This window comes from Bordetella genomosp. 10 (genome assembly GCF_002261225.1).
Taxonomy (GTDB): Bacteria; Pseudomonadota; Gammaproteobacteria; order Burkholderiales; family Burkholderiaceae_B; genus Bordetella_C.
In genome coordinates this window covers 1,579,655-1,591,978 of record NZ_NEVM01000005.1, presented here as the reverse complement: position 1 = coordinate 1,591,978, position 12,324 = coordinate 1,579,655, and the positions used below count along the sequence as shown (strand labels likewise).

The 12,324-nt window shown below is 68.9% G+C and carries 11 protein-coding genes; 4 read left to right on the top strand and 7 right to left on the bottom strand.

All coding sequences use genetic code 11. From position 1 onward, the window contains the following. Positions 1–5: 5 nt before the first annotated feature. Positions 6–914, bottom strand: coding sequence for a glycine--tRNA ligase subunit alpha (gene glyQ / locus CAL29_RS23200; RefSeq protein WP_094855322.1), 909 nt, complete (start codon positions 912–914; stop codon positions 6–8). A gap of 163 nt (positions 915–1,077) precedes the next feature. Between glyQ and CAL29_RS23195 the strand changes: the two genes are divergently transcribed. Together CAL29_RS23195 and CAL29_RS23190 are read left to right on the top strand one after the other, a co-directional pair. After that, on the top strand, positions 1,078–1,845 hold the full coding sequence (locus CAL29_RS23195; protein ID WP_094855321.1) for a crotonase/enoyl-CoA hydratase family protein: 768 nt from the start codon (positions 1,078–1,080) through the stop codon (positions 1,843–1,845). A gap of 120 nt (positions 1,846–1,965) precedes the next feature. Beyond that, positions 1,966–3,486 (top strand): fumarate hydratase, encoded by a 1,521-nt coding sequence (locus CAL29_RS23190; RefSeq protein WP_094856854.1) that lies wholly within the window; start codon positions 1,966–1,968, stop codon positions 3,484–3,486. 176 nt (positions 3,487–3,662) lie between these two features. Here the strand turns inward: CAL29_RS23190 and CAL29_RS23185 are convergent, their stop codons facing one another. Genes CAL29_RS23185 through hda form a run of 4 tightly spaced genes read right to left on the bottom strand, consistent with a single transcriptional unit; the run spans position 3,663 to position 6,930 of the window. Further along, positions 3,663–4,163 (bottom strand): 2-amino-4-hydroxy-6-hydroxymethyldihydropteridine diphosphokinase, encoded by a 501-nt coding sequence (locus CAL29_RS23185; RefSeq protein ID WP_094855320.1) that lies wholly within the window; start codon positions 4,161–4,163, stop codon positions 3,663–3,665. After that, entirely contained in the window at positions 4,160–5,521 is a 1,362-nt protein-coding gene (gene pcnB, locus CAL29_RS23180; RefSeq protein ID WP_094855319.1) for a polynucleotide adenylyltransferase PcnB, read from the bottom strand. Before pcnB ends, CAL29_RS23185 begins: the two co-directional genes overlap by 4 nt. Positions 5,522–5,527: 6 nt before the next feature. After that, positions 5,528–6,229, bottom strand: coding sequence for an HAD family hydrolase (locus tag CAL29_RS23175; RefSeq protein WP_094855318.1), 702 nt, complete (start codon positions 6,227–6,229; stop codon positions 5,528–5,530). Beyond that, positions 6,226–6,930: a DnaA regulatory inactivator Hda gene (hda, locus tag CAL29_RS23170; RefSeq protein WP_094855317.1), complete on the bottom strand. Its 705-nt coding sequence runs from the start codon at positions 6,928–6,930 to the stop codon at positions 6,226–6,228. Before hda ends, CAL29_RS23175 begins: the two co-directional genes overlap by 4 nt. Positions 6,931–7,088: 158 nt before the next feature. Between hda and purM the strand changes: the two genes are divergently transcribed. After that, positions 7,089–8,138, top strand: a complete 1,050-nt coding sequence (gene purM, locus CAL29_RS23165; RefSeq protein ID WP_094855316.1) for a phosphoribosylformylglycinamidine cyclo-ligase — start codon at positions 7,089–7,091, stop codon at positions 8,136–8,138. An 89-nt stretch (positions 8,139–8,227) separates the two neighbouring features. Here purM and miaA read toward each other — a convergent pair whose 3' ends face one another. Both miaA and mutL read right to left on the bottom strand, forming a co-directional pair. Beyond that, positions 8,228–9,187: a tRNA (adenosine(37)-N6)-dimethylallyltransferase MiaA gene (miaA, locus tag CAL29_RS23160; protein ID WP_094855315.1), complete on the bottom strand. Its 960-nt coding sequence runs from the start codon at positions 9,185–9,187 to the stop codon at positions 8,228–8,230. A 77-nt stretch (positions 9,188–9,264) separates the two neighbouring features. Next, entirely contained in the window at positions 9,265–11,490 is a 2,226-nt protein-coding gene (gene mutL / locus CAL29_RS31690; RefSeq protein ID WP_179284149.1) for a DNA mismatch repair endonuclease MutL, read from the bottom strand. Between the two features lie 164 nt (positions 11,491–11,654). Between mutL and CAL29_RS23145 the strand changes: the two genes are divergently transcribed. Continuing rightward, complete coding sequence (locus CAL29_RS23145) at positions 11,655–12,308, top strand: VTT domain-containing protein (protein WP_094855314.1); 654 nt, start codon at positions 11,655–11,657, stop codon at positions 12,306–12,308. Positions 12,309–12,324: the final 16 nt, after the last annotated feature.

The following is a 12,324-nucleotide window of genomic DNA, read 5'->3' as shown; positions in this document are numbered from 1 at the left end:
GGACATTACGCGGCCTCCGTCTTCGGGGCCGTCGCCAGCATGGGGAAGCCCAGCCGTTCGCGCGATTCGTAATAGGATTGCGCGATGGCGCGCGAGAGGTTGCGGATGCGGCCGATGTAGGCGGCGCGTTCGGTCACGCTGATGGCGCCGCGCGCATCCAGCAGGTTGAAGGTGTGGGCCGCCTTGAGCACCGCCTCGTAGGCCGGCAGGGCCAGCGGCACGTCCATCAGGCGCTTGGCCTCGGACTCGTAGTCGTTGAAGTGCGCGAACAGCATGTCTGCCGAGGAGTGCTCGAAGTTGTAGGTCGACTGCTCCACTTCGTTCTGGTGGAACACGTCGCGGTAGTACACGGGACGTCCGTTGACGCCCTGGGTCCAGACCAGGTCATAGACGCTCTGCACGTCCTGCAGGTACATGGCCAGGCGCTCCAGGCCATAGGTGATCTCGCCGGTGGTGGGCGTGCAGTTCAGGCCGCCGACCTGCTGGAAGTAGGTGAACTGGGTCACTTCCATGCCGTTGAGCCAGACTTCCCAGCCCAGGCCCCAGGCGCCCAGCGTGGGGTTTTCCCAGTCGTCCTCGACGAAGCGGATGTCGTGCTGGCGCGGGTCGATGCCCAGCGCTTCCAGCGAGCCGATGTACAGGTCGAGGATTTCCGGCGGCGCCGGCTTCAGGACGACCTGGTACTGGTAGTAGTGCTGCATCCGGTTCGGGTTTTCGCCATAGCGGCCGTCCTTCGGGCGGCGCGACGGCTGCACGTAGGCCGCGCGCCAGGGCTCCGGCCCGATGGCCCGCAGGAAGGTGGCGGTGTGCGACGTGCCCGCGCCCACTTCCATGTCGTAGGGTTGCAGCAGCGCGCAGCCCTGCTTGTCCCAGTATTCCTGGAGTTTGAGGATGATTTGCTGAAAAGTGAGCATAGGGCGTGGCGCGTCGGGCGCCGGCTGTCGATGACAAACCCGGCATTTTAACTGGAGCGGCCGGGGGACGTATTATGCGTAATCCAGGGCGCCCGGCCCGACCGTTCGCCCGCCGGGCGGCGCCGTCCGTCCGCACGATCATCTACAACGAGGAGCTACACCCATGTCCGACCTGATCAAGGTGGAAGTCGCCGACGGCATCCAGATCATCACCGTCAACCGCCCCGACGCCCGCAACGCCATCAACCTGCCCGCCGCCCAGGCGATGGCGGCCGCCCTGGACGAGCTGGACAGCCGGCCGGACGTGCGCATCGGCATCCTGACCGGCGCCGGCAATACGTTTTCCTCGGGCATGGACCTGAAGGCCTTCGCCCAGGGCGGGGAGCGCCCGCTGGTCGCCGGCCGCGGCTTCGCCGGGCTGAACGAACGCCCCCCCAAGAAGCCCCTGATCGCGGCCGTGGAAGGCTACGCGCTGGCCGGCGGCTGCGAAATGGCCCTGGCCTGCGACCTCATCGTGGCCGCGCGCAACGCGAATTTCGGCCTGCCGGAGGTCAAGCGCGGCCTGGTGGCGGGCTCGGGCGGCATGCTGCGCCTGCCGCGCCGCCTGCCGTATCACATCGCCATGGAAATCGTGCTGACCGGCGACATGCTCTCCGCCGAACGCGCTCACGCCTACGGCCTGGTCAACCGCCTGACCGAGCCGGGACAGGCGCTGGAAGGCGCGCTGGCGCTGGCCCGCGCCATCGTCGAAAACGGCCCCCTGGCCGTGCAGACCGCCAAGAGCATCGTGTCGCAGTCCGGCGATTGGGACCAGGAGGGCATGTTCGACCGCCAGCGCCCGCTGATCGCCCACATTTTCACCTCCGCCGACGCCAAGGAAGGCGCCACCGCCTTCGCCGAGAAGCGCAAGCCGGTCTGGCAGGGCAAGTAGGCCGCGGGCCGGCCCGGCGTGGTCGTACAATCCGGACCGGCATGCGTGCCGGCCCGGCGTTGCTCGTCCGTGGCCGCGCGCTATTTCGTTTCGTTTACCCACTTCTGCCCGTTTCCCGCCATGACCGTCACCATCAAGGAAGAGGATTTCATCCAGTCGATCGCCGATGGAATCCAGTTCATCAGCTACTACCATCCGGTCGACTACATCCGCCACCTGGCGCGCGCCTACGAGCGCGAGGAAAGCCCGGCCGCGCGCGACGCCATCGCGCAGATCCTGACCAACTCGCGCATGTGCGCCGAGGGCAAGCGTCCGCTGTGCCAGGACACGGGCATCGTGAACGTCTTCCTCAAGGTCGGCATGAACGTGCGTTTCGACACGCAGCGCAGCCTTCAGGAACTCTGTGACGAGGGCGTGCGGCGCGGCTACACCAATCCCGACAACCCGCTGCGCGCCTCGGTGCTGGAAGATCCGCTGTTCTCCCGCCGCAACACCAAGGACAACACGCCCTGTATCGTCAACGTCGAGCTGGTCCCCGGGGACAAGGTCGACGTGCAGATCGCCTCCAAGGGCGGCGGTTCGGAAAACAAGTCCAAGTTCGTCATGCTCAATCCCAGCGATTCGCTGGTCGACTGGGTGCTGAAGACGGTGCCCACCATGGGCGCGGGCTGGTGTCCTCCGGGCATGCTGGGCATCGGCGTCGGCGGCACGGCCGAGAAGGCGGCGCTGCTGGCCAAGCAGTCGCTGATGGAAGACATCGACATGTACGAGCTGCTCGAACGCGGCCCCCGGACCAAGCTGGAGGAACTGCGCATCGAGCTGTACGAAAAGGTCAATGCGCTGGGCATCGGCGCCCAGGGCCTGGGCGGCCTGACCACGGTGCTGGACGTCAAGATCGCCACCTTCCCGACCCACGCGGCCTCGCTGCCCGTGGCCATGATCCCCAACTGTGCGGCCACGCGCCACGCGCATTTCGAGCTGGACGGCTCGGGCCCGGCGCACCTGACGCCGCCGTCGCTGTCCGAATGGCCCGAGGTGCACTGGGCGCCCGACTACAACAAGTCCAAGCAGGTCGACCTGAACACGCTGACGCGCGAGGAAGTGGCGAGCTGGAAGCCGGGCCAGACCCTGCTGTTGTCGGGCAAGATGCTGACCGGCCGCGACGCCGCGCACAAGCGCATCCAGGACATGCTGGCCAAGGGCGAGCCGCTGCCGGTGGATTTCGCCAACCGCGTCATCTACTACGTCGGCCCGGTCGATCCGGTCCGCGACGAGGTGGTCGGTCCGGCGGGCCCCACCACGTCCACGCGCATGGACAAGTTCACCGACATGATGCTGGACAAGACCGGCCTGATCGCCATGATCGGCAAGTCCGAGCGCGGTCCGGTGGCGATCGAGGCCATCCGCAAGCACGGCTCGGCCTACCTGATGGCGGTGGGCGGCGCCGCCTACCTGGTGTCCAAGGCGATCCGCTCCGCCAAGGTGCTGGGCTTCGCCGACCTCGGCATGGAAGCGATCTACGAGTTCGACGTCAAGGACATGCCGGTGACGGTGGCGGTGGACGCCCAGGGCACCTCGGTGCACGCCACCGGCCCGAAGGAGTGGCAGGCGCGCATCGGCAAGATCCCAGTAGTGGTGTGACCCCCCCCTACCCGCTTACGCGGGCCCCCCCCAGGGGGGCAAAGCCAGCGGACCGGCAAAGCCGGCTCCGCGGCTTTCTCGATAGGTTCTTAAGTGGGATCGTCGGTTCTTAAGTGGGATCGTGGATTCTTGTGGAATCGTGGGTTCTTGATTGGGATCTGTTAAGGGGCAATCCCTTAAGGGGCAATCCGTTGGATCGGTTGGTCGTCGATTGCGGCCAGCAGGTCGGTTGCGCGGCCTTGCGGCAGGGTCAGGGCCGGCGCCAGGTCGAGTAGGGGGCGCAGCACGAAGGCGCGTTCGTGCATGCGTGGGTGCGGCAGGGTCAGGCGCGGTTCGTCCATGGTCACGTCGCCGTACAGGAGCAGGTCCAGGTCCAGCGTGCGCGGGGCGTTCCGGTAGGGACGCTCGCGGCCATGGCGGCGCTCCAGCGCTTGCAACAGGTCCAGCAGAGCCAGCGGCGCCAGGGTGGTGCGCAGGCGCGCCACGGCATTCACGAAATCGGGGCCGCCGGCGTCGACCGGCGCCGAACGGTAGAACGGAGAGGCCTCGCAGGCCGTGATGCCCTTGCTGGCGGCCAGTTCCCGCAGAGCCTGGCGCAAGGTCGCGCCGGCATCGCCCAGGTTGGCGCCCAGCCCGATGTAGGCGGTGACCGCCGCCGGGGCGCCGTCGTCCGTCATGCGCCGGCGTCCTGCGGCGCCGCGCCGGTATTGGGCTTGCGGCGCGGACGGCGGCGGCGGCGCGGCGCCGGTTCCTCGTCGCGGCCGCGCGGCGCGCGCGAGGCCTCGTCCAGCATCTGCGCCCGGGTGATGTCGTCGCCGTTGGCCAGGTCCATCCACCATTGCGCCAGCACGCTGTCGAATTCGCCGGCGGCCGCGCGCAGTTGCAGGAAGTCGCAGGCGGCGCGGAAGCGCGGCTGCTCCAGCATGCGGAACACGTTCTTGCCGACGCGGCGCTCGAAGCGCGGCTGCATGAACCAGATCTCGCGCATGTCGGAAGAGAAGCGGCGCTGGATGGCCAGCTTCTCGGTCTGTTCGTCCAGCACCGAATCGGCCGCCTGGATCAACGCCGGGATGGTGTGCTCGCCGCCCTTGGACAACTGGTGCCAGCGCGCTTCCACCAACTGCCACAACAGCGCGGCAAACAGGAAACTGGGGCTGATGCTCTTGCCGGCGCGCACGCGGGCATCGGTGCGTTCCAGCGCCAGCTCGACGAAGCGCTCGCCGCCGGGCTGCTCCAGCACCACGTCCAGCAGCGGCAGCACGCCATGGTGCAGGCCCTGGGCGCGCAACTGGCGCAGGCAGTCCATCGCGTGGCCGCAGGTCAGCAGCTTGAGCATTTCGTCGAACAGCCGCGAGGCCGGGACGTTTTCGATCAGCTCGGCCATGGTGCGGATGGGATCGCGCGTGGCCGGATCGATGCTGCCGTTGAGCTTGGCCGCGAAACGCACCGCGCGCAGCATGCGCACGGGGTCTTCGCGATAGCGCTTGTTGGGATCGCCGATCATGCGCACGACGCGCTTCTTCAGGTCGGCGACGCCGTTGTGATAGTCGATGACCTCTTCGGTCAGCGGGTCGTAGTACAGCGCGTTCAGCGTGAAATCGCGCCGCGCCGCGTCTTCCGCCTGCGAGCCGAAGACGTTGTCGCGCAGGATGCGTCCATGCTCGTCGGTCTCCTGGTCTTCCGAGGCCGGGGCGCGGAAGGTGGAGGTCTCGATGATCTCCTGGCCGAAGACCACGTGCACCAACTGGAAGCGCCGGCCGATGATGCGGGCGCGGCGGAACAGGGGGCGGATTTCCTCGGGCGTGGCGTTGGTGGCGACGTCGAAGTCCTTGGGCTCGATGCCGACGATCAGGTCGCGCACCGCGCCGCCGACGATGTAGGCCTCGTAGCCGTGCTCGCGCAGCACCTCGCAGACCTTGATGGCGTGCCGCGAAACGTTGCGGCGATCGATCCCGTGCTTGTCGCGCGATATGCGCAGGGGACCGCGTGCCGGAAACAGCCGGCCGACGAATTTTCTTATGGTTTCAGTGATCATCGATTTTCAGGATTTGGCATCTTCCATGTGCGCGAACAGGTCCAGCACCTTCCAGCCGCGCGCCTGCGCGATCTCGCGCAGCGCCGGACTGGGATTGGCCGCGACCGGGCGGTTGACGACTTCGAGCAGCGGAACGTCGTTGACCGAATCGCTATAAAAGAACGTTTCGGAAAAATCCGCAAGCGCCAGCCCCATGCCGGCCAGCCAGTCGTTGACCCGCAAGACCTTGCCTTCCTTGAAGCTGGGCACGCCTTCGATGCGGCCGGTGTAGCGGCCGGCGACGTATTCGGCTTCCGTGGCGATCAGGTGCGGCACGCCGAAGGCGCGGGCGATGGGCGCGGTGACGAAGCGGTTGGTGGCGGTGACCACCGCGCACAGGTCGCCGGCTTCCAGGTGCGATTGCACCAGGCGCATGGCCGGCAGGGAAATGGCGGGCCGGATGACCAGCGCCATGAATTCTTCATGCCAGGCCGCCAGGTCGAACGGCGTGTGCGCCGCCAGCAGGCCCAGCATGAACTCGGCCGACTGTTCGGCGGTCAGCTCGCCGCGGTTGTAGCGGTCCATCAGGTCTTCGTTGCGCGCGCGCGCCTCGATGGGATCGCCGGCGCGGCCCGTGCGCGCCAGGAAATCGGCCCATTGGTAGTCGCTGTCCAGCGGAAGCAGGGTGTGGTCCAGGTCGAACAGGGCCAGGCGGCGGGCAGCACTCATTTCGTATGTATGTCCTGATCTGCCAGCATGGTGCGCAGCAGGGAAATGTTGATGGGCCGGCGGGTAGCCAGCGAGTAGCGGTCGAGCGCGTCCAGCAGGGTCGCGAGACGCCGCATGTCGCGATCGTAGTGGGTCAGCATCCAGTTGAGCACTTCCGGGCTCAGTTGCAGCCCCCGTTCGGCGGCCTGCTTGGCCAGCGCTTCCAGCTTGTCGGCGTCGGACAACTGGGCCAGCCCGTAGACGAGATCCCAGCCCAGCCGGGTGCGCAAGTCCTCGCGCAACGGCATGGCCAGCGGCGCGCGGTCGCCCGCGACGGCCAGGGCGAAGGCGCGCCCGGTCGCGGCGGATTCGCGCCAGCGATTGTACAAGGCAAACAGGGCGGCCTGCCCGGCGTCGTCCATGAGATGGATGTCGTCGACCGCGATCACCGCCGGCATGGCGGCCTGGGCGTCGCTCTGGGCCAGGGCGGGCAGCGCGGCGCGGGCTTCCATGCCCGCGGTGATGTAACGCGCGCCGGGGGCGGCCGCCAGGGCGCGCAACAGGTGGCTGCGCCCGCAACCGGCCGCGCCCCAGAGATACAGGGCCCGTCCCGGCGCCAGCGTGCGCACGGCCGCCAACGCCGCCTGGTTCGGACCAGGCACGAAGTTGGCCAGCGTGGGCGCTGACTCGGGGAGGACGGATAGCAGCAACTGGCGGTTCATGGCGGTTGACTGGCGAAGCCGGCCGCGAACGGGGGCCGGGACGGGCCCGCGTCACCGGCGGCGCGGGGCGGCCGGCGTGCAAGCGGCGGCTTCATCGTAAAATCCTGATGGTTTACCCAAAAAATCCTGCAATTGTCACACACCCGACGGTTTTTCTCATGACAAATCAACCCCAAGCTCCGTTGACCTACCGCGACGCCGGCGTCGACATCGACGCGGGCGACGCCCTGGTCGACCGCATCAAGCCGTTGGCTGCCCGCACCATGCGCGCGGGCGTGCTGGCCGGCATCGGGGGCTTCGGCGCCCTGTTCGAAGTGCCGAAGAAATACCGCGAGCCGGTGCTGGTTTCCGGCACCGACGGCGTCGGCACCAAGCTCAAGCTGGCCTTCGAGTGGAACCGGCATGACACCGTCGGCATCGACCTGGTGGCAATGAGCGTAAACGACATTCTCGTCCAAGGCGCGGAATCGTTGTTCTTCCTCGATTATTTCGCCTGCGGCAAGCTGTCGGTGGACACCGCCGCGGCCGTGGTCGGCGGCATCGCGCGCGGCTGCGAACTGGCCGGCTGCGCCCTGATCGGCGGTGAGACCGCCGAAATGCCGGGCATGTATCCCGACGGCGAATACGACCTGGCCGGTTTCGCGGTCGGCGCGGTGGAGAAGTCCGCCATCATCGACGGCAAGTCGATCCAGCCGGGCGACGCGGTGCTGGGCCTGGCCTCCAGCGGCGCGCATTCCAACGGCTTTTCGCTGCTGCGCAAGATCGTCGAGCGCGCCGGCGCCAAGCCGACCGACGATTTCCACGGACAGCCCCTGGGCGACGTCGTCATGGCGCCGACCCGCATCTACGTCAAGCAGGTGCTGGCCGCGCTGGCCGCGCACGGCACGGCCATCAAGGGCCTGGCCCACATCACCGGCGGCGGCCTGGTCGACAACGTGCCGCGCATCCTGCAACCCGGGCTCGCCGTCACGCTGCATCGCGACGCCTGGGCCATGCCCCCGTTGTTCACCTGGCTGCAACAGCAGGGCGGCGTCGCCGACGCGGAAATGCACCGGGTGTTCAATTGCGGCATCGGCATGGTCATCGTCGTCGACGCGGCGCAGGCCGACGCCATCGCCGCCACCCTGCGCGCGCAGGGCGAAACGGTCAGCCGCATCGGCGAGGTCGTGGCGCGCGAAGGCGACGCGCCGCAGACCGTGGTGGTGTAAGCGGGCCGATAGCGCTGCTTCAATAAACCGCTTCGATAAGGCCTTTCGACAAGGCCGTTTCGATAACGCCGCTTCCGCGATCGGCCGGTTCAACCGGCCGATCGCGTCTCCAGCAGCGGCGCGCAGGCGTCGATCACCCGCGCGACCGCGTCGCCGGCCAGGCAGTCCACGATGGTGCGCCCGGGCTGCGCCCGCAGCCAGGTGATCTGCCGCTTGGCCAGTTGCCGCGTGGCGGCGATGCCGCGCTCGCGCGCCTCGGCCAGGTCGGTCTCGCCCTCCAGGTAATCCCAGAACTGCCGGTAGCCCACGCAGCGCACCGAGGGCAGGCCGGGATGCAGATCGCCGCGCGCCCGCAGCGCGCGCACTTCCTCCACCAGTCCCTGCGCCAGCATCGCGTCGAAACGCCACGCGATGCGCTCGTGCAGGCGCAGGCGGTCCGAGGGCTCCAGGCTGATCGTGACGTAGCGGTAGGCCGCCTCCTCATCCGCGGCGCGGCCGCCCGCCTTGCCCAGCAGGGCCGACATCGGCTGGCCGCTGAGCAGGCAGATTTCCAGGGCGCGCTGGATGCGTTGGCTGTCGTTGGGCGCCAGGCGCGCGGCGGTGGCGGGGTCCAGCCGCGCCAGTTCGGCGTGCAGGGCCGGCCAGCCCGCCTGGGCGGCGCGCGTCTCCAGGTCGGCGCGCAGGGCGGGATCGGCCCGCGGCAGGTCGTCCAGGCCCTCGCGCAGGGCCTTGTAGTAGAGCATGGTGCCCCCGGCCAGCAAGGGTATGCGGCCGCGCGCATGGATGTCCGCGATCAGGCCCAGGGCGTCGGCGCGGAATTCCGCCGCGGAATAGGACTGGGCCGGGTCGCGGATGTCGAGCAGGTGCTGCGGCGCCTGTCTGCGCTCGTCGGGCGTCGGCTTGGCGGTGCCGATATCCATGCCGCGATAGATGGTGGCGGAATCGACGTTGACGATTTCCAGCGGCCAGCGCTGCGCCAGGGCCAGGGTGGCGGCGCTTTTGCCGGCCGCGGTGGGGCCGGTGAGGCAGATGATGGGCAGGTGGGCCATGCGAGGGGGCGAGGGGCTGGCGGAACGGGAACCGGCGGGACGGGTATGCAGGGGTACGGACAGGCCGCGGGACGGTCTCATTGCCCCCGCAGAAAGAGCTTGTCCAGGTCGGACACCGTCCATTGGACCCAGGTCGGCCGGCCATGGTTGCACTGGTCGGCGCGTTCGGTGGCCTCCATCTGGCGCAGCAGCGCGTTCATTTCGTCGAGGGTGAGGCGGCGGTTGGCGCGCACCGAGCCATGGCAGGCCATGGTGGACAGCAATTCATTGCGTTGCTCGGTCAGCAGGCGGGACACGCCCACCGCGCCGAGATCGCGCAGCACCGCGCGCGCCAGCGTTTCGACGTCGCCGCGCGCCAGCAGCGCGGGCACCGAACGCACCGCGATGGCGGTGGGGCCGGCGGGACGCAGCTCGAAGCCCAGCTCGATCAGCTCGTCGCGGTATTCCTCCACCAGGGCAACGTCTTTTTCCTGGGCGTTGAACACCACCGGCACCAGCAGGTCCTGGCGCGGCAGCTCGCGCTGGTCGAGCGCGCGCTTGAGCTGTTCGTAGACCACCCGTTCGTGCGCCGCGTGCATGTCCACCAGCACCAGGCCGCGCCGGTTCTGGGCGAGGATGTAGATGCCGTGCAACTGGCCCAGCGCCATGCCCAGCGGCTGTTCGTCGTCGGTGGGCAGGGCGGGGCGGCCGGGCGGCGGTTCGGCCGTTTGCAGCGGCTGGGCGGCGGCGAAGGCCGCGGCCGGGGATGGGTAGCTGAATGCGGGCGCGGGTGCGCCCACGCCCGCGTCTACGCCGTCCAGGGGCGGGGTGCCGGCCGCGCCAAGGCCGTCGTTGGCCGAGGGGCGCGGATGGCCGGGTTCGCTGAGCACATGCCCGGCGCCGGGCGCGCCGTAGGGCGCGTATCCGGCCGGCGCGCCGCCGTTCCTGCGGTCCCCTTCGCCCAAGCCGCCATCATTCCGTGCGTCCCGCGCGTCCGGCGCCGTATCCGGATCGCCCGCACGAGCCGGATCGCCCGTTCCAGGCGCCGGCCGCGCCGCGCCGTCGCCATCGGCGGGCATGCCGCCGCCGTTTCTTGCCGCGGTTGCATTCTCGTCGCCCAGCGGGCGATAAAGCGCCTGCCAGTCGCCGCCGCCGGCCTGCGTATGCAGGCGGAAGGGGACTTGCGTATGCGGGCGCTGGACGTGGCCGCCCCCCTGCGCGCCGCCCGTCCTTGGTCCGGCGGCGGGTGAGGTGGGCGAAGTGGCCGGGGCCCCCGGGGCGATGGGAGCCGTCTCCGCGCCCGTCGCCGCCTGCCCGGCGGCCACGCCGCCATGTCCGCCGGTCTGCGCCAGCACCTGGCTGACCGCCTGCGTGACGAAGCGGTGGACGGCGCCGCTTTCCCGGAAGCGCACCTCGCTCTTGGCCGGGTGCACGTTGACGTCGACCGCCGCCGGATCGATCTCCAGGAACAACACATAGGCCGGCTGGCGGTCGCCGTGCAGCACGTCCGCATAGGCGGCGCGCAGGGCATGGCTGACGGTGCGGTCGCGCACGAAGCGCCCGTTGACGTACAGGTACTGGCGATCGGCCCGGGCGCGCGCGGCCGTGGGGCGCGTGACCATGCCGGTCAGCGAGACCGGCCCGACTTCCTGCGACAGCGGCAGCCCGTGTTCGGAGAACTCCGCGCCCAGCACGTCGCGGATGCGGCGGAAGGGGTCGGTGGGCAGCCATTGGCGATGCGCGCGGTCCTGGTTGAACAGCCGGAAGGCAATGCCGGGATAGGCCAGGGCGATGCGTTCCATCGCGTCCAGGCAATGGCCGAACTCGGTGGCTTCGGCGCGCAGGAACTTGCGGCGGGCGGGCACCGCGTCGAACAATTGGCGCACGTCGACGGTGGTGCCCACCGGCCCGGCCGCCGGCGTCGCCTCCGCGCTGCCGCCCTGGATCTGCCAGGCGTTCTGGCTGTCGCGGGTGCGCGAGGTGATGGTCAGGCGCGCCACGGAGGCGATCGAAGCCAGGGCTTCGCCGCGGAAACCCATCGACGCCACCGACTCCAGTTCGTGCAGATTGGCGATCTTGCTGGTGGCGTGGCGCATCAGCGCCAGCGGCAGCTCCCCGGGCGGAATGCCGCTGCCGTCGTCGGTGACGGCGATCCGGCGGATGCCGCCGCCTTCCAGCCGGACCTCGATGGCGCGGGCGCCGGCGTCGATGGCGTTCTCCAGTAGCTCCTTCAGCACCGACGCGGGGCGCTCGATCACCTCGCCAGCGGCAATCTGGCTGATCAGGAGGTCGGGCAGCGCGGCAATGGGACGGCGATCGGACATGGGCAGGCTTGGACGGCTTGGGCTGGCCGGCGCCAGCCGCGGGAGGTCGGGGGGAGGGGGGGCGGCGTATCGCCGCAACACCCGCTTTGCGAATGATTTTAGCTGTATGCCGCAGTCGGCTATATTCCCGGGTCACTCTCAATGTTTTTGCTGAAGCCGATCACATGCTCGATTTACTGAATATGGTGCTGCATATCGACCAGACCTTCGGGATCTGGGTCGCGAAGTATGGGGCGTGGGTGTATCTCGTTCTGTTCCTGATCGTTTTCGCGGAAACCGGCTTCGTGGTCCTGCCTTTCCTGCCGGGCGATTCGCTGCTGTTCATCGCGGGCGCGTTCGGCGCCTCGGGCCATATCGATCCCGTTCTGCTGGCGGTGCTGCTGGTCATCGCGGCGGTGACGGGTAATACCCTGAACTACGTGATAGGACGGGCCATCGGGCCGAAGGTCTTTTCCACCAACCTGCGTTTCCTGGATCGCGACGCATTGATGCGCACGCATGCCTTTTACGAGAAGCACGGCGGCAAGACCATCGTCATGTCGCGCTTCATCCCGCTGGTGCGCACCTTCGCGCCCTTCGTGGCCGGCGTCGCGGAAATGAGCGTGGCGCGCTTCCAGCTCTTCAACATCACCGGCGGTTTGCTGTGGGTCGTGAGCCTGGTGGCCGCGGGCTATTTCTTCGGCAATATTCCGCTGGTCAAGGAGCACCTGAACCTGATCGTGCTCATCGGCCTGGGCGCGGCCATCGCGCCGCTGATCCTGGCCGGCATCTGGAAGATCGTCCGCCGGCGCAAAGCGGCGCCGCCGCACCGCGCATAAGCGGACATGAACATAG

Coding starts and splice junctions, on each gene's coding strand:
- CAL29_RS23195 (WP_094855321.1), top strand. CDS start 1,078: ATGTCCGACCTGATCAAGGTGGAAGTCGCCGACGGCATCCAGATCATC.
- CAL29_RS23190 (WP_094856854.1), top strand. CDS start 1,966: ATGACCGTCACCATCAAGGAAGAGGATTTCATCCAGTCGATCGCCGAT.
- CAL29_RS23185 (WP_094855320.1), bottom strand. CDS start 4,163: ATGACGGACGACGGCGCCCCGGCGGCGGTCACCGCCTACATCGGGCTG.
- purM (WP_094855316.1), top strand. CDS start 7,089: ATGACAAATCAACCCCAAGCTCCGTTGACCTACCGCGACGCCGGCGTC.
- miaA (WP_094855315.1), bottom strand. CDS start 9,187: ATGGCCCACCTGCCCATCATCTGCCTCACCGGCCCCACCGCGGCCGGC.
- pcnB (WP_094855319.1), bottom strand. CDS start 5,521: ATGATCACTGAAACCATAAGAAAATTCGTCGGCCGGCTGTTTCCGGCA.
- CAL29_RS23145 (WP_094855314.1), top strand. CDS start 11,655: ATGCTCGATTTACTGAATATGGTGCTGCATATCGACCAGACCTTCGGG.
- mutL (WP_179284149.1), bottom strand. CDS start 11,490: ATGTCCGATCGCCGTCCCATTGCCGCGCTGCCCGACCTCCTGATCAGC.
- CAL29_RS23175 (WP_094855318.1), bottom strand. CDS start 6,229: ATGAGTGCTGCCCGCCGCCTGGCCCTGTTCGACCTGGACCACACCCTG.
- glyQ (WP_094855322.1), bottom strand. CDS start 914: ATGCTCACTTTTCAGCAAATCATCCTCAAACTCCAGGAATACTGGGAC.
- hda (WP_094855317.1), bottom strand. CDS start 6,930: ATGAACCGCCAGTTGCTGCTATCCGTCCTCCCCGAGTCAGCGCCCACG.